Genomic DNA, 15,875 nt, shown 5'->3' with positions numbered 1-15,875 from the left:
CAGCGCCCCCTGAATAAATCACTTGTTATCGTTAAACTTCGCCCGCAGCTGTCCGCAGGCTGCATTAATATCTTTGCCCATCTCCTTGCGGATGGTGGCATTAATTTTATTTTTCTGTAAAATTCTTAAAAATCCTTCAATACGTTTTGCCGGAGGGCGTTCAAAACCTTTTTCCGGTACCGGATTGGCCGGAATTAAATTTACCGATGCGTGCTTAAATTTTAAATAATTACTTAAAAGCTGCGCATCCTCCGGGCTGTCATTTTTATCTTTTATTAAAATATATTCATAAGTTACCTGCCTGCCGCTTGCGCGCGCGTATTTTTCGGCGGCGGCAATAACGGAAGGAAACGGAAAGCCTTTATTAACAGGCATCAGCTGAGTACGCACATCATCTTTTACGGCATGCAGCGAAACAGCAAGATTAATTGGTATATTTTCTTCCGCCAGCCGTTCAATGCCCGGTATAATTCCGCAGGTAGAAACCGTCATATTACGGTAACTCATAAAAGCCGTATCCTCACGGTGCAGGAATTTTAAAGCACCCGTAACCTCATCGTAGTTAAGCATCGGCTCGCCGCTGCCCATTACTACAACGCGGCTTACCTGCTGCGGAGCTATCATAGAGTTAAACAAATAAACCTGCATGATAATTTCCGCACTCGTTAAATTACGCACGCAGCCGTTTAAACCGCTGGCGCAGAAAGCACAGGCCATGGCACAACCAACCTGGCTCGACACGCAAACGCTGTAACCGTAATCGTGGTGCATTAAAACAGTTTCCAAAGAATTACCGTCCTGCAATTCAAGCAGCAGCTTTTCCGTAAGCCCGTCCGACGATTTCCATCGCGTTAAAATGTTTATATTGGCAGGCATAACCGTAAATTTTTCATTTAAAACGGTAATATCTGCCTTGGAGAGATTGTGCATCTCCTCAAATTTAAAAACACATTTTTTATAAAGCCACTGGTAAACCTGCGAAGCACGGAATTTTTTCAACCCTGCTGCCACAAACTCCTGCTGCAATTCTTCCGGCGTTAAGCCAAAAATTTCTTTTTTCATAATCACAGCTCCTTGCGGCGCATTACGCAGATATAAAAGCCGTCAACATTATCACGCTGCGGCAGAAGCTGCAGCTCATTAATTGTTTCACCGGTCAGCGGATGCCTGAACCCGGCATATTCAAATTCCGTATTGGCATTTAAAAACTCACTGACAAGCAGGTTATTTTCTGCCTGCTCCAAAGTACAGGTACTGTAAACAAGCCTTCCGCCTGGTTTTACGTAACGTGCTGTATTTTGCAGAATGGCTTTTTGCAGCGGCGGAAATACTTTCAAATCTTTTTTGCTTTTGCGCCAGCGTGCTTCTGCCCTGCGCCTTAATACGCCAAAACCGCTGCAAGGCGCATCCACAAGGACACAATCCGCAGCGCCTGCCCATTCCGGTTTAAATACAGAAGCATCCATCAGTACGGGTTCTATAATATCTATGCCAAGCCTTACGGCATTTTCTTTAATTAACTCCATTTTATGCGGATGAATGTCGCAGGCATAAATTCTGCCCTTATTTTGCATAAGCTGAGCAAGGTGAGTTGTTTTTCCGCCCGGCGCAGCGCACAAATCAAGCACTGTCATCCCCGGCTGCGGGCATACTGCATGCGCAACAAGCATGGAGCTTTCATCCTGCATATAAAAAGCACCAGGTGCTTTTTCCATTAAAGCATTAAGCCCTGCGGTTTTGGTGCAGATTATGCCTTCCTCGCACCATTTGGAAGGAGCTGCTTCAAAACCAGCTTCTTTTAAAACTTCCAAAAGATTGCTGCGTGTTGTTTTAAGCGTATTGGTTCGCAGGCTTAAAACAGGCGGCAAATTATTGTAATCCAGTAATTTTCCTGTTTCTTCTTCGCCAAACTGCTTTAACCAGTGCTTAACAAGCCACAGCGGATGCAGTTTTGTTAAGGCAAGGTTTAAAGCTGCATCGGCAGATTTATCAGGAAACAGCAAAGTTCCTGCTTCCCTGCCGCGCACGGCAGAACGCAGAATGCCATTTACGAATTTTGCCGCACCGGCATGGCTTGCGGCCTTGGCAAGTTCCGTACTTTCATTGCATGCTGCCGAAGCCGGTACTTTATCAAGATAAAAAATCTGATAGAGCCCCATGCGCAAAATATTTAAAATTACCTTGTCAATTTTTGCCAGAGGCCTTGCCGATAACTGCGACAAAAGCCAGTCCAAAGTACCTTTTGCTTTTATGGTACCATAGACCAGCTCCGTAATGAACCTGCGGTCCCTGTCGTCTGTTTTTTTCGTGCGCAGGGTTTTGTTAAGGGCAATATTGGCATAAGCGCCGCCATCAATAACGGCACAAATTACTTCTAGCGCAATCTGCCTTGCAGTATCTTTTTTTATTTTTTTATTTGCCTGTCTTTTTTCTGTCATCTGCTTCCTCTGTATCTAAAAAGTCTAAAATAGCTGCTTCTACTTTCTTAATATCAACCCGTGTATTAAAACATGGGCCAAACGGCCTTTCGTTTAAAACGCCTATAACCGGCAGCGGAAAAACATCCTGTATGCCGCTGGTTAAATCGCGCTCGCAGGCAACGGCAATTATTGCTTTCGGGCGAATTTCTTTTACCATCTGCCTTGCCAAAGTGCCGCCTGTTGCCACGCCCATGTGAATTCCGTATTTATGTGCCAGCCCAAGCATTCCGCCGACACAGCAGCGTCCGCACTGACGGCAGTTTTCGATATTGCGCGTAATTTTATGGGCGCAGGTATCAAGCTGAATGCAGTGCGGCGTTAAAATCATAATTCTTGAAGCCGGCACTTTTATTTTATGCTGGCGTACCAGATGATTGCTTACTTCAATAAAAGACTGTTCTATTCTCTGGCGAGGTATGTTAAAAATGCGTCCCAGCCCAACGGCAAAGGGAAACAGCATATTAACGGCCTTCCATGCCCAAAAATAAAATGTTTTGATGATTGGAAAGCCTAAAATTGCAAGCACAATGGCGCTGACAGCTGCCAAAAGTGCTATTGCAACCACAATGCCAACGCTGCCAAAAAGCACCGGCAGTGTGGAACTGATTTGTGCAAGCCCCGGCAAGGCCACGCGCCAGCATAAGTAAATAAAAACCGCTCCCAAAAAAGCACTGGCCAATGTCAGCGAAACAAATATGCGTTTTTTCGGTTTCAAAACACTTTCCATTGCTTTACTTACCTCAACCTAAAATATCACCTTTATTAATGCCGCGGCCATTGCAGAACACCGCAGCAGGCATACGTTTTTTCGATTCCGGCTGTACTTCGGTAACAAGAAGAACGCCGCTGCCGCAGGCAACTTTAAACCCGTTCTTTAAAACTTCGGTAACTTCACCTGCTTTGCTGCCGCTGCCACTGGCAACTTCCGCACGCCATATTTTAAGTTTTTTGCCGCCGGGCAAATTCGTAAACGCACCCGGCGCAGGATTAAAGGCACGTATTTTATTATGAATCTCCGCCGCAGGCAGGTTCCAGTCAATGGCTTCCATATCTCGCGTAAGCAAATGCGCGTAAGTTGCTTCAGCATCATTTTGCTTAACGGGCGTAATTTCGCCGCGTTTTATTTTTTCAACGGTTTCAAGCAGCAGTTTGCCGCCAATTTCCCTTAAACTGTCATGCAGTTCACCCATGGTCATTTCCGGCGTAATTTCAACTTCCGCTTTTGCAAGCATATCGCCGGTATCCATACCGATATCCATCTGCATAATTGTTACGCCGCTTTTGGTTTCGCCGTTTAAAATTACATAATGTATCGGTGCAGCCCCGCGGTATTTAGGCAAAAGCGAAGCATGCACGTTTATACAGCCGTACTTCGGCATTTCCAGAATTTCTTTCGGCAAAAACTGGCCAAAGGCAGCTACTACAATTAAGTCAGGCGCAAGGCCGCGTAAAAGTTCAATAACTTCCGGCGTTTTTACGCGCTGAGGCTGGTAAACTTCGTAACCACGTTCAAGCGCATATTCTTTTACCGGCGTCATAAGCATTTTCTGCCCGCGTCCTTTGGGCCTGTCAGGCTGTGTAAATACACCAACTATTTCATCTGTACCCTGCTCTGCCAGTGCCTTTAAACTGGCAACGGCAAAATCAGGGGTTCCCATAAATACAATACGCATCATTACTGCTCCCCGTCAAAATCCTTCGGCATCAGCACTTTAGCCTTGTCTATAAACAGCACTCCGTCCAAATGGTCGAGTTCGTGCTGAATGCAAACTGCCAGAAGCCCGTCTGCCTTAATAAGTATTTTACGCCCTTTACGGTCATAATATTCGCAATGCACAATTTCCGCACGTTCCACTTCGCCTTCGTAATCAGGCACGGAGAGACAGCCTTCTGGTCCAACGGCAGAACCTTCACGGTAAGTAATAACAGGGTTAATAAGCTCAATCAGCCCTTCACCGACGTCAATAACAACAATGCGTTTTAAAACGCCAATCTGCGGCGCCGCAAGCCCGACACCGTTAGCGGCATACATGGTTTCTGCCATATCGTCCAAAAGACGCAGAGTTTTTTTATCCATGCGTTCAACTTCCTGTGCTTTCTGGCGCAGCACAGGGTCTCCGGCAACAAGTATTTTTAATTTACTCACATTATCCTCCTAAAATTCGCTCTCATAATAATTATTATATCACAAAAAATGTTATACAGGCAATTTTACAGCACATTAAACGGGTCAACGTCAAAATAAACATTTTTCATGTCACGGTACGGCGACTGCCATAATGCTGTTTTAAATATATTTATCTGTGTGCTTTTTACCAGCACGTTAACTCGGTATAAATCGCGCACCTTGCCAATAATGCCGGCAAACGGGCCGAATACTTCCGCATCCGTATTTTTTGCCTGCCGCTCCAGAAAATCAGCTATTTCCTTAGCCGTTCCGTTGGCGCGTTCTTCCTTTTTATCCCATACGGTTATCTTTAAAAACGCCGCATAAGGCGGATAGTTAAGTTCCTTACGCCGCAGCAGTTCTTCTTCCGCAAAGGTATCGTAATCCTGTGCCGCCGCAAGATGGACAGTCCGGTTATCCGCATCGTACACCTGCAAAATTACATGCCCCGGCTTATCGCCGCGCCCAGCACGCCCTGCGGCCTGTGTAAGCAGCGAAAACGCTCTTTCGTAAGCACGGAAATCCGGCATGTTCAGCATGGAATCTGCCGAAAGCACGCCGACAAGCGTAACATTGGGTATGTCGTGCCCTTTGGCAACCATCTGCGTACCAATCAGCACATTATACCTGCCGCTTGAAAAAGCGTTTAAAATTTCTTCATGTGCAAATTTGCGCAGCGTGGAATCCTGGTCCATACGCAAAACTTTTACTTCCGGAAGCGCCGCAATCTGTGCCTCTGCTTTTTGCGTGCCGGTGCCGAAGAATTTTATGCGCCTGCTGTGGCATCTGGGGCATTCTTCCGGCACAGGCATGGTGTTGCCGCAGTAATGGCAGCGCATGGCTTTTCCTTCTTCATGGTAAACCAAAGCCACGGCGCAATGCGGGCACATAATGGTTTCACCGCAGTCACGGCACATAACAAAAGTTGAATAACCGCGGCGGTTTAAAAGCACGATTGCCTGCTCTCCTGCCGCAGCAGTACGCACAAGCTCCTGCTGCAAAGCGCGTGACAGCACCGAAAAATTTCTTTTCTGCAATTCTTTGCGCATATCAACAATTTGTACCTTTGGCAGCGGCTGGCCGTTTGGGCGGCCAGTTAAACGCAGATGTTTAAACCGCTTCATTATGGCGTCATAATAACTCTCTATCGACGGCGTTGCGCTGCCTAAAACTACCGGTATATCAAAATATTCCGCCCTGTGCAGTGCTACTTCACGGGCATGATAGCATGGTCTTTCTTCCTGTTTGTAGCTCTGGTCGTGTTCTTCGTCAATAATAACAAGGCCTAAATTTGTAAAAGGCGCAAAAACAGCCGAACGCACGCCAATTAAAATCTGCGCTTCATTATTGCGTATTTTATAAAAAACGTCTGCCCTTTCACTTGCCGATAGTTTGCTGTGCACAACGGCAATGCAGCCTTTAAACCAGCTTTGAAAACGCTTTACTATCTGCGCCGTAAGGGCAATTTCCGGCACAAGTACCAGTACCTGGCGTCCTTTTGCAAGCGCTTTCGCCGTTAAATTAAGGTATACTTCCGTTTTGCCGCTGCCTGTTACGCCCTGCAATAAAAAAGTTTCCTGCCGTTTTTCTGTAATTGCTTTGCTTACGGCATTAACAGCCTGTACCTGTTCTTCCGTTAAATCAAAACTTTGTTTTAAAGTGTTATTACCGGCATAGCTGTTGCGCAAAACGCGCTGCTCTCTGCGGCTGCACCACTCCTTTTGCAGCAGGGTACGCAAAACAGCAGCACTTACACCTGCTGCTTCCAGCTCCTTTGCACTCAGCTCACGTTCTGCCTGCGCCATAATTTGCAGCGCCGCCATCTGCGCCTTAGCGCGGCTGCAGCCTTCCGCCAGCGCCACACTGCCGCTTTCCGTTATGGCATAACAATACTGCATTTTTTCTTTCAGGCGGTTTTCCAGTTCGTAATATAAAAGCCTGCCGTTTTCATCATAAACAGCATGGCGCTTTATACTGCTTTTGCCGGGAATAAAAAGGCGCATTGCTTCTGCCAGCGGGCACATATAATATTCTGCAAGCCAGCGGGCTGCTTCCAGCATTTCACCGTCAAACCACGGCTCAGTGCCTATAACGGCCTGAACCTCTTTATATTTTTCAGGCTCCGGCAAATCGCTGCCCGCTTCGCCAACAACAAAGCCTTCCGTTGTCTGCCGCGCAAAAGGCACAATTACACGCCAGCCTGCGCCTATATAGCCAAACTGCGCCGGCAAAGCGTAGGTAAACTGCTTAAACAAATTTTTAACAGGTAAATTTATTGCTACGTTAACGTATCTCATACAAAACTCCAACTAAAACTTTACCTATTTATTTTACCATATCCTGACAAATACTTTAATAAAAAAACTGCACCTCCTAAAGTCTAACTTTTGGGGTGCAGTTCAAAACAGTTTAAAATTTTAAATTTTACAGTCCGACCTGTTTTCTTAAAGTTTCTGCCTTATCGGTATGCTCCCACGGCAGGTCTACATCGGTACGGCCAAAATGCCCGTAAGCAGCAGTCTGCTTGTAAATCGGGCGCAGCAAATCCAGCGTTTTAATAATGCCGGACGGGCTGAGAGAGAAGTTCTTTTTAATAAGTTCGGCAATTTTGTCGTCGTCAATTTTGCCGGTGCCGAAAGTATCTACCAAAACGGAAACAGGCTGTGCAACGCCAATTGCATAAGCAAGCTGAATTTCGCATTTATCGGCAAGGCCTGCGGCAACAACGTTTTTAGCTACATAACGTGCTGCGTAAGCTGCGCTGCGGTCTACTTTCGTGGGGTCTTTGCCGGAGAAAGCACCGCCGCCGTGACGGGCCATGCCGCCGTAAGTATCAACTATAATTTTACGTCCGGTAAGGCCGCTGTCGCCCTGCGGGCCGCCGATAACGAAACGGCCGGTCGGGTTGATGTAATATTTGGTTTCGTCATCAAGCATTTCTGCCGGTACAACCGGTTTTACAACAAATTCCATAATATCGCGGCGGATTTGTTCCAGAGCAATTTCCGGAGCATGCTGCGTGGAAATAACAATCGTATCAATGCGTACAGGTTTGCCGTCGTCATATTCAACGGTTACCTGGGTTTTTCCGTCCGGGCGCAGGTAAGGCAGAACGCCGGTTTTGCGCACTTCTGCAAGGCGGCGGGAAAGTTTATGTGCCAAAGAAACAGGCAGCGGCATGTATTCCGGGGTTTCGTTAGTGGCATAACCGAACATCATGCCCTGGTCACCGGCGCCTACTTCGTTTTCATCGGCCTTGCCTTCTTTTGCTTCCAGAGATTTATCAACGCCAAGCGCAATATCCGGCGACTGTTCGTCAATGGAAATCAAAACGCCGCAGGTGTTGCCGTCAAAGCCATATTTAGCACGGTCATAACCGATATTGATAACGGTTTCGCGCGCGATTTTAGGAATATCAACATAGCAGCTCGTAGAAATTTCGCCGACAACATGAATCTGCCCGGTTGCAACTACGGTTTCGCAGGCAACACGGCCATGCGGGTCCTCTGCCAGAATAGCATCAAGCACAGCATCAGAAATCTGATCGGCAATTTTATCAGGATGCCCTTCCGTAACAGATTCGGAAGTAAATAATTTTCTCATTCTGTTCCTCCTTATGTAAATAAAAAAGCGCCCTCTGTGAGAGCGCCGCTGATTGTACCGACATTCTCATCTCTCGATTAACTCGCAGGACTTAGCACCGTTTGCATTAATGCAATGGTTGCTGCGGTTTCATTGGGCCAATCCCTCCACCAGCTCTTGATGAGTAATATTAAGTTACTATGATATTATATCCAATTTATGTAAAAAAGGCAACAATTATTTCCTTAAGCGCAGAACGGTGTTCAAAAGTTCTTCCGCAACGTCGTACTTGCTCATCTGCGGCAGTTCTTTAATGCTGCCGTCCGGGAAAATCAGTTTTACGATATTGGTTTCGCTGCCAAAGCCTGCTCCCTGCATTGTTACATCGTTGGCAACAATCATATCAAGGTTTTTCTTGGTAACTTTTTCTTTGGCATTATCAATAAGGTTCTGGGTTTCTGCTGCAAAACCAACAAGAAACTGCCCTTTTTTGCGTTCACCCAGCGTTTTTAAAATATCCGGGTTCTTATCCATTACAACCGTTAAAGCATCATCGGTTTTCTTTTTAATTTTCTGCGCTGCCACATCATGCGGGCGGTAATCGGCAACGGCCGCCGCCTTGATAACAATGTCGCATCCGTCGTAAACGGCAAGGCACGCATCCATCATCTGCTGCGTTGTTTCTACATTTACAACTTTAATGTTCGGCGGCGGTGTAAGCGCGCTGGGGCCTGTAACAAGGGTTACTTCTGCGCCGCGTTCTGCCGCTGCCTGTGCAATGGAATAACCCATTTTGCCGCTGCTGCGGTTGCCCACATAACGCACCGGGTCAATGGGTTCACGCGTACCGGCTGCAGTTACCAAAACTTTAAGGCCGCGCATATCGCCTTCCGTTTTTGCAAAAAAGTCCTTCACAAAATTAACTATATCCGCAGGTTCAGGCAAACGCCCTGCACCAACGGCACCGCAGGCCAGTACGCCGCTTGCCGGAGGCATCACCACAATGCCGCGGCTTTTAATTTTGGCAATATTTTCCTGCGTGGCAGGACTTTCATACATATGCGTATTCATGGCAGGGCACACAATAACCGGTGAATGTGCCGCAAGCAGCGTTGTCGAAAGCAAATCATCGGCAATGCCGTATGCCATTTTGGCAATGATGTTGGCCGTTGCCGGCACAACCATAAACAGGTCGGCCCAATCGGCAAGGGCAATATGTTCAACGTTAAATTCCTGATTGGCATTCCACATGGAAACAGCAACTTTATTGCCGCTGATTTCCTTAAAAGTCAGCGGAGTTACAAACTGCTGGGCATGTTCCGTCATAACGACACGCACTTCTGCACCCTGTTTGCGCAGTTTGCTCACCAGGTCAACGGCTTTATAAACGGCAATGCCGCCTGTTACACCTAAAACAATTTTCTTACCCTTCAACAAGGCCGGCGCCTCCCTTATTTACCCTGATTGCGCTCATAAGTAATGGTATCGTTTGCAATTTCCTTCAAGGCAATGCTTACTTCCTTTTCCGGAAGGTTCTGCCCGGGCACAGTCAGTTCGCGTGCGCGTTTGGCAGCCAGCATGGCCAGAGTATATTTGCTGTCAACTTTTTCTGTTAAATAATCGATGGAAGGATCTACCATAGACATTAAAATCACTCCTCTTTTCTGCAATGGCAAATTTCGTCAATAATAAAATATGTACGGGCGGCGCGGTAACGTTCTGCTTCCATAACGGTCAAAACTTTCTGCGTGGCCCTTTCGGCAATGTCATTAACTATAATATAGTCATATTCACTGGCGTAAGCAAGCTCGCCCGTGGCGGATGCAAGGCGTTTTTTGATAACCTCCTCGCTGTCTGTGCCGCGTTTGTAAATACGCGAAGAAAGCTCATCCAGAGAAGGCGGAACAATAAACACAAACACACCGTCCGGGAAACGCTTTTTAATCTGCAAAGCGCCCTGAATATCAATTTCCAAAATTACATCTTTGCCCTGATTAAGCAAATCCATAACATAATCGCGCGGCGTGCCGTAATAGTTGCCGTATACTTCGGCATACTCCAGAAGGCCGCCCTCGGCAATCATGGCTTTAACTTCTTCAACAGTTTTAAAAAAATAACTTACGCCGTCAACTTCGCCCTCGCGCGGAGCGCGGGTTGTTACAGATACCGAATAACCAATATCCGGCAGCTTTTCACGCAGCATCTGGCAGATTGTACCTTTACCGGCGCCGGACGGACCCGACAAAACCAGCAGCAATCCTTTTGGTTTCAAAATAAGCCCTCCCCTGCTCAGCCGTTATTCTTCATCTTCGTCATCGCTCTGTACAAGCCTGTTGGCAACGGTTTCCGGCTGTACGGCCGACAAAATAATGTGGCCGCTGTCAGTAACAATTACCGCACGTGTTCTGCGCCCGTAAGTTGCGTCAATAAGCGTGCCGTTATCGCGCGCTTCCTGAATAATTCTTTTTATCGGCGCAGATTCCGGGCTGATAATAGAAATAATCCTGTTGGCAGCAACTATATTGCCAAAGCCTATGTTAATAAGCTTAATATCCATAAAGCAGCCTCCTTTTATTCGATATTCTGTATCTGTTCCCTGATTTTTTCAATTTCTGCCTTAATGTCTACCACCAGCTGGGCAATGGTGTAATCATTGGCCTTGGAAGCAATGGTGTTGGCTTCACGGTTAAATTCCTGCACCAGAAAATCAAGCTTTCTGCCCACCGGCTGATTAAGGTTAATAATTTCGCGGAATTGTTTGATGTGGCTTTTCAGCCTTACAATTTCTTCCGTAATGCTTGTACGGTCGGCAAAAATGGCAACTTCCTGCAATAAACGTTCCGGCTCTACAGTCTGGTTATATTTTTCAAGCAGGTCGTTAATGCGTTCGCTCAAACGTTCCTGGTATTCTTCCACAACCTGCGGCGAACGTGCTTCTATCTGCAAAAGTTTTTCTTCAATCAGCGCGGCGCGCTTGATAAAATCGCCGTAAATATTGCCGCCTTCCGTTTCGCGCATGGCAACAAGGTTGTTAACAGCCTGCTGCAAAGCCTGTTCAAGCTGCGGCCAAATGGTTTCCACGTCAAAAAAGCCCTCTTTAACGCTGATAACGTCCGGGCAGCGCGCAAGGTACAATACTTCTGCCTGCTCGGCCAGCTTGCAGCCGCCGATACCGGCAGCTTCGGCAACTTCCTGCAAAGCGTTATGGTACGCCGCTGCCAAAGGCCTGTCCACTTTAACGGTGCAGAGCCCGTCATTTACATAATCTGCTGTGATAAATACATCTATGCGCCCACGGTTAATACTGCGCAAAATAGTTTTGCGTATCCTGTCCTCCAGGGGATTTAAAAAGCGCGGCAAACGGATAGCCACTTCATTGTAACGGTGATTTACCGTTTTCATTTCTACCGTTGCCGAAAACTTTTCATCCTCATATTCGCCGCGGCCAAAACCAGTCATACTTTTAAGCAAAATAAAACCTCCCGCCGCATTTCTAAATTAGTAAAATTGTTGTATACTTATTCTTGAAATAATATTATACCCTATTATGACTTCATAAGCAAACGAAAAACGCAAATTTTTAAAGAAAAAAGGAGAATTTCCATGAATTTGGAAGGTATTACAATAAATATTCTCACAAGCCGGCTGCAGCAAAAGCTGCTCGGCGGCAAAATATACAAAGTTTTTATGCCTAACAAAAGCAGCCTTCTGCTGCTTGTTAAAACAGAAAACGCCGTTATACCTTTAGCTGCCGATTTTTCCGGTGCTTCGCCCTATTTATATATGCCTGATAAAACGCCGGAACGCCCTGAAACCCCGCCTGCTTTCTGTATGCTTCTGCGCAAGCATCTGGAAGAAGGGCGCATTACCAAAATAACGCAAAGCGGTTTGGACCGCGTTGTTACAATGGAAATAAGCAGCATAGGCAGCGCAAGGCAAATTATCAGCAAACAGCTTATTTTTGAACTAACCGGAAAAAACGCCAATATTATTTTTGTAAGCGAAGGCGTAATTTTAGACAGCCTGAAACACATCGGCAAAGCGTTAAGCAGTTACCGTCAGATTCTGCCGGGGCTTGCCTACATTGCCCCACCGCCGCAGGACGGGCTGGATATTTTAACATCCGCCCCGTTGGATATTGCCGCAGCGGCACAAAACCTGCCCCTGCCGCCGCAAAAAGCACTTATTGCCGCTACAACCGGCATTGGTCAGTATACGGCAGGCCAGCTTTTAAAATTTGCCGGCATAACTGCCGAAGGCGGTATTTCAAACGAAAATGCTGCCGCACTGGCAGATGCCATTGGCACTTTGCAAAAAAATATTAACGCTGCCAAAATCGGTACTGCACCTGTATACGCAATTATTACCCGCACCAATACAGTTAAAACAATACTTCCGTTTAAACCTTTGCAGCTTACAGGCGGCGAAACCGTAAAAGAGTTTGCCTCGCTTAACAGCGCCGTTGCTTTTGCGCAAAACCTTACGCCCGTTCTTTTGCCGGAACAGGAGGTTTTAAACAAAACAGTAAATGCGGAAACCGAAAAGCTGCAGAAGAAAATACTGCTTTTAAAAGAGGAACTTACCGCGGCGGAAGATGCCGAACAGCAGCGCATTATTGCCGATACCTTAATGGCAAATTTGTACCGCATTGCCAAAGGCAGCAGTGAATGTACACTGGAAAATATTTATGACGGCATGCCGCTTACCATAAAACTTGCGCCCGATTTAACTGCCAGCGAAAACGCACAAAAATATTATAAGCGCTATAATAAATTAAAACGTGCGCAGGCAGAAATTAAAGAACAGCTGAAACTTACGGAAGAAGCCGTTGAATACCTTGCCAGCATCGACATTGCCCTTAAACTTGTACAAACAAGGGCCGAAGTTGCTGAAATTAAGGCAGAACTTGCTGCCGCAGGCTTTATAACCGTAAAAAATACCAAAAATAAAATGCCGCAGGCAAAATCAACACCAACAATTATTGAACTTTCGGAAGATACAGCTTTATATATCGGCAAAAACAACAAACAGAACGATTACGTTACTTTTTCAATCGGCAGCGGCAATGATTTATGGTTCCATACCAAAAACATTCCCGGTTCGCACGTTATTTTAAAAACAACTCTGCCGCAGGCAGATGAAAAAGACATTCAAACTGCGGCAACGCTGGCAGGATATTTCAGCAAAGCCCGCGGCGGCAGTAAAATACCTGTTGACTGTACCCTGCGAAAATTTGTAAAAAAACCGAGCGGTGCCAAACCCGGCTTTGTTATTTACACTAACCAGACAACGTATTATGTAACGCCAGAAGAAGAAACAATAAACAAATTAATAAATTAAACAAAAACTGCACCCAAAGCTATGATATGTTCAATAACTTTAACGGTGCAGTTTTTTACTGCAATAAATATTTATTTAGCAAGTCAATATCAAAAGCATATTCTTGTGCTGTCTGTTTTGTTATCTCCCCTGTTTTTGCCAAATATGCCAGTGCGTAATCCATGCACTGCATTCCCTGCTGCCTGCCGTTTTGCATGTAGCTTGCTAGCTGATGAGCCTTTCCGTCACGCAAAAGGCTGCGCACGGCCTGCGTAAAGGTTAAAACTTCAAAAGCTGCCGTTCTTCCGCCATGGCAGCCCAGAACAAGCTGCTGCGCTATAACAGCCTGTAAATTTTCTGCAAGCTGCGCACGCATTTGCTGCTGTTTTTCCGGCGCAAAAAAATCCAGCATCCGCGATACTGCCAAAACAGCACTGCGCGTATGCAGCGTTGCAAGCACCAAATTCCCTGTTTCGGCAGCGGAAACTGCACCGGCAACAGTTTGTGCATCACGCAGCTCTCCAATCATAATAACGTCAGGGTCCTGTCGTAGTGCCGCACGCAGGCCAAGTGCAAAACTGGCGGTATCACTGCCAACCTGCCGCTGGCTGATAATGCTTTTATCTTCCGTAAACCTGTATTCCGGCGGGTCTTCCAAAGTAACAATATGCGCACTTTTATTACGGTTAATAAAATCAACCATAGCCGCAAGCGTTGTGCTTTTGCCGCTTCCGGCCGGGCCGGTTACCAGAATAAGCCCGCTGCGCTGCATGGCAAGCTTCTCCAAAACAGGCGGAGCGTTCAAGTCTGATAACGACGGTACTGTACTTTTTATTATTCTTACGGCAAGTGCCGGAAAGCCATTCTGTAAATATCCGTGCACCCTAAAGCTTCCTGCGCCAGCAATACGGCAGCAAAAATCCGCTTCTGTTTCGTTAACGGCACAAGCACTGTACTGCTCAATAAAAGATGTAATTGCATTTTCACTTACAGCAGGTAAATTCTGCCTGTTTAAAACGCCGTTAATTCTGAATACCGGCACTCCGCCTGCTTTTATATGCACGTCCGAAGCGTTTTGGAGCACGGCTTCCTTTAAAATATGTTCCAGCATTTTTACTCCTTAATGCACGGCCTGTAAAACTTCCTCTAAAGAAGTGTGCCCTTTTAATACTTTTTGCACTCCGTCGCTGCGCATACTTACCGCACCAAATTTTTCTGCTTCCGCAAAAAGCGTTTCTTCCTGCGCCTTGCCCAAAATAAATTTTTTCAGTTCCGGCACAACAGGCATTACCTCCTGCAAAGCCATACGCCCTAAATAACCCGTTCCGCGGCATTTTTCACAGCCGCTGCCTTTATAAAGCGTTAAACCGTCGCCGCCGTTAATGTTTAAATAAGCCTTTTCTTCCGCGTTTGCGGCATAAGCAGTTTTGCAATGCGGGCAAATGCGCCGCACTAACCTTTGCGCAACAACTCCGCGCAGGGCAGATGCAACCAAAAACGGCTCTATACCCATATCGACAAGCCGCACCGCAGCTCCCGCGGCATTATTGGTATGCAGCGTGCTGAACACCAAATGCCCGGTAAGCGCTGCACGTATGGCAGTTGCCGCCGTATCAAGGCTGCGTATTTCACCAAGCATAATAATATCCGGGTCCTGCCGCAAAATGCTGCGCAGTCCGCTTGCAAAAGTCAGCCCGGCCTTTTCGTTTACAGCAACCTGGCTTATGCCATTAATGCGGTATTCCACAGGGTCTTCTATGGTTACAATATTGCGTTCGCTGCTGTTAAGCTCTGCCAGCGTGGCATAAAGCGTTGTGGTTTTGCCGCTGCCGGTCGGCCCTGTCAGCAGCACTATGCCGCTACCATAATTATAAAGCCTGCGGTAAAGCGCTAAATTTTCCGGCGTAAAATTAAGTTCATCCAAATTCAGGGCAAACTTTTCCCTGTCTAAAATACGTATAACTATTTTTTCTCCTAAAATAGTCGGCAGCGAAGAAATACGCAAATCAATATTGCGTCTGTCAAGTTCAAGCTTAATGCTGCCATCCTGCGGCAGGCGTTTTTCGGCAATATCCATGCCAGCCAGCACCTTTACGCGCGAAACAACAGCCTGCATAAGCGTTTTATTCATTTCGGCTTCTTTATAAAGAACGCCGTCGATACGCATACGCACACACGCATTGTTTTCTCCCGGTTCTATATGTATATCGCTTGCGCCGGATACAGCGGCTTTGGCAATAAGGCCGTCAGCCGCCTTTACGGCATCAGCGTTTTCATCTTTTTTAAACAATGTCCGTTCGGTTTGTATTATCAACTTTTTCTCTCCA

The 15,875-nt window shown here is 46.5% G+C and carries 15 protein-coding genes and 1 riboswitch; of the genes, 1 reads left to right on the top strand and 14 read right to left on the bottom strand.

All coding sequences use genetic code 11. From position 1 onward, the window contains the following. Positions 1-18 precede the first annotated feature (18 nt). The 12 genes from rlmN to M3079_RS01185 form a co-directional block, all read right to left on the bottom strand. Positions 19-1,062: a 23S rRNA (adenine(2503)-C(2))-methyltransferase RlmN gene (rlmN, locus tag M3079_RS01240; protein ID WP_249076728.1), complete on the bottom strand. Its 1,044-nt coding sequence runs from the start codon at positions 1,060-1,062 to the stop codon at positions 19-21. 2 nt (positions 1,063-1,064) lie between these two features. Next, a complete protein-coding gene (gene rsmB, locus M3079_RS01235) occupies positions 1,065-2,438 on the bottom strand; it encodes a 16S rRNA (cytosine(967)-C(5))-methyltransferase RsmB (protein ID WP_249076727.1) in 1,374 nt (457 codons plus the stop codon). Continuing rightward, on the bottom strand, positions 2,413-3,207 hold the full coding sequence (locus tag M3079_RS01230) for a DUF116 domain-containing protein (RefSeq protein WP_021716631.1): 795 nt from the start codon (positions 3,205-3,207) through the stop codon (positions 2,413-2,415). Before M3079_RS01230 ends, rsmB begins: the two co-directional genes overlap by 26 nt. A 13-nt stretch (positions 3,208-3,220) precedes the next feature. Beyond that, positions 3,221-4,156, bottom strand: a complete 936-nt coding sequence (gene fmt, locus M3079_RS01225) for a methionyl-tRNA formyltransferase (RefSeq protein WP_249076726.1) — start codon at positions 4,154-4,156, stop codon at positions 3,221-3,223. Continuing rightward, positions 4,156-4,626, bottom strand: coding sequence for a peptide deformylase (def, locus tag M3079_RS01220; protein WP_249076725.1), 471 nt, complete (start codon positions 4,624-4,626; stop codon positions 4,156-4,158). The genes fmt and def overlap by 1 nt, the downstream gene beginning before the upstream one ends. Before the next feature lie 65 nt (positions 4,627-4,691). After that, positions 4,692-6,944, bottom strand: a complete 2,253-nt coding sequence (priA, locus tag M3079_RS01215; RefSeq protein ID WP_249076723.1) for a primosomal protein N' — start codon at positions 6,942-6,944, stop codon at positions 4,692-4,694. Positions 6,945-7,071: 127 nt separating this feature from the next. Further along, a complete protein-coding gene (metK, locus tag M3079_RS01210) occupies positions 7,072-8,250 on the bottom strand; it encodes a methionine adenosyltransferase (protein ID WP_249076721.1) in 1,179 nt (392 codons plus the stop codon). 63 nt (positions 8,251-8,313) lie between these two features. Beyond that, positions 8,314-8,416, bottom strand: a riboswitch (SAM riboswitch). A 50-nt stretch (positions 8,417-8,466) separates the two neighbouring features. Then, positions 8,467-9,666 carry a bifunctional phosphopantothenoylcysteine decarboxylase/phosphopantothenate--cysteine ligase CoaBC gene (gene coaBC / locus M3079_RS01205; RefSeq protein ID WP_249076718.1) on the bottom strand — a complete coding sequence of 400 codons (1,200 nt, stop codon included), beginning with the start codon at positions 9,664-9,666 and terminating at the stop codon, positions 8,467-8,469. Positions 9,667-9,680: 14 nt separating this feature from the next. Then, positions 9,681-9,869 (bottom strand): DNA-directed RNA polymerase subunit omega, encoded by a 189-nt coding sequence (rpoZ, locus tag M3079_RS01200; RefSeq protein ID WP_349293323.1) that lies wholly within the window; start codon positions 9,867-9,869, stop codon positions 9,681-9,683. Between the two features lie 11 nt (positions 9,870-9,880). Continuing rightward, entirely contained in the window at positions 9,881-10,504 is a 624-nt protein-coding gene (gene gmk, locus M3079_RS01195; RefSeq protein ID WP_349293322.1) for a guanylate kinase, read from the bottom strand. Positions 10,505-10,525: 21 nt separating this feature from the next. Then, positions 10,526-10,786, bottom strand: coding sequence for an extracellular matrix/biofilm regulator RemA (locus M3079_RS01190; protein WP_021716623.1), 261 nt, complete (start codon positions 10,784-10,786; stop codon positions 10,526-10,528). Positions 10,787-10,800: 14 nt separating this feature from the next. After that, the gene (locus M3079_RS01185) at positions 10,801-11,700 is read right to left on the bottom strand and encodes a YicC/YloC family endoribonuclease (RefSeq protein ID WP_249076714.1); all 900 of its coding nucleotides are present in this window, start codon (positions 11,698-11,700) and stop codon (positions 10,801-10,803) included. Between the two features lie 132 nt (positions 11,701-11,832). On the opposite strand from M3079_RS01185, the gene M3079_RS01180 reads away from it, so the two are divergent. Continuing rightward, positions 11,833-13,569 carry an NFACT family protein gene (locus tag M3079_RS01180; RefSeq protein WP_249076713.1) on the top strand — a complete coding sequence of 579 codons (1,737 nt, stop codon included), beginning with the start codon at positions 11,833-11,835 and terminating at the stop codon, positions 13,567-13,569. Positions 13,570-13,624: 55 nt separating this feature from the next. Here the strand turns inward: M3079_RS01180 and M3079_RS01175 are convergent, their stop codons facing one another. Together M3079_RS01175 and M3079_RS01170 are read right to left on the bottom strand one after the other, a co-directional pair. After that, positions 13,625-14,659: a PilT/PilU family type 4a pilus ATPase gene (locus M3079_RS01175; protein ID WP_249076711.1), complete on the bottom strand. Its 1,035-nt coding sequence runs from the start codon at positions 14,657-14,659 to the stop codon at positions 13,625-13,627. Positions 14,660-14,668: 9 nt separating this feature from the next. After that, on the bottom strand, positions 14,669-15,862 hold the full coding sequence (locus M3079_RS01170) for a GspE/PulE family protein (protein WP_249076710.1): 1,194 nt from the start codon (positions 15,860-15,862) through the stop codon (positions 14,669-14,671). Positions 15,863-15,875: the final 13 nt, after the last annotated feature.

The organism is Phascolarctobacterium sp. ET69, from assembly GCF_023336935.1.
In the GTDB taxonomy this organism is placed as follows: Bacteria; Bacillota; Negativicutes; order Acidaminococcales; family Acidaminococcaceae; genus Fusicatenibacter_A; species Fusicatenibacter_A intestinipullorum.
Note: the sequence above shows the minus strand (reverse complement) of the source record. Positions and strands in the feature narration are given on the sequence as shown.

Excerpts from the sequence above, each read along its gene's own strand:
- metK (WP_249076721.1), bottom strand. The coding sequence starts at position 8,250 with ATGAGAAAATTATTTACTTCCGAATCTGTTACGGAAGGGCATCCTGAT.
- M3079_RS01190 (WP_021716623.1), bottom strand. The coding sequence starts at position 10,786 with ATGGATATTAAGCTTATTAACATAGGCTTTGGCAATATAGTTGCTGCC.
- rlmN (WP_249076728.1), bottom strand. The coding sequence starts at position 1,062 with ATGAAAAAAGAAATTTTTGGCTTAACGCCGGAAGAATTGCAGCAGGAG.
- priA (WP_249076723.1), bottom strand. The coding sequence starts at position 6,944 with ATGAGATACGTTAACGTAGCAATAAATTTACCTGTTAAAAATTTGTTT.
- rsmB (WP_249076727.1), bottom strand. The coding sequence starts at position 2,438 with ATGACAGAAAAAAGACAGGCAAATAAAAAAATAAAAAAAGATACTGCA.
- M3079_RS01180 (WP_249076713.1), top strand. The coding sequence starts at position 11,833 with ATGAATTTGGAAGGTATTACAATAAATATTCTCACAAGCCGGCTGCAG.
- M3079_RS01230 (WP_021716631.1), bottom strand. The coding sequence starts at position 3,207 with ATGGAAAGTGTTTTGAAACCGAAAAAACGCATATTTGTTTCGCTGACA.
- M3079_RS01175 (WP_249076711.1), bottom strand. The coding sequence starts at position 14,659 with ATGCTGGAACATATTTTAAAGGAAGCCGTGCTCCAAAACGCTTCGGAC.
- fmt (WP_249076726.1), bottom strand. The coding sequence starts at position 4,156 with ATGATGCGTATTGTATTTATGGGAACCCCTGATTTTGCCGTTGCCAGT.
- rpoZ (WP_349293323.1), bottom strand. The coding sequence starts at position 9,869 with ATGGTAGATCCTTCCATCGATTATTTAACAGAAAAAGTTGACAGCAAA.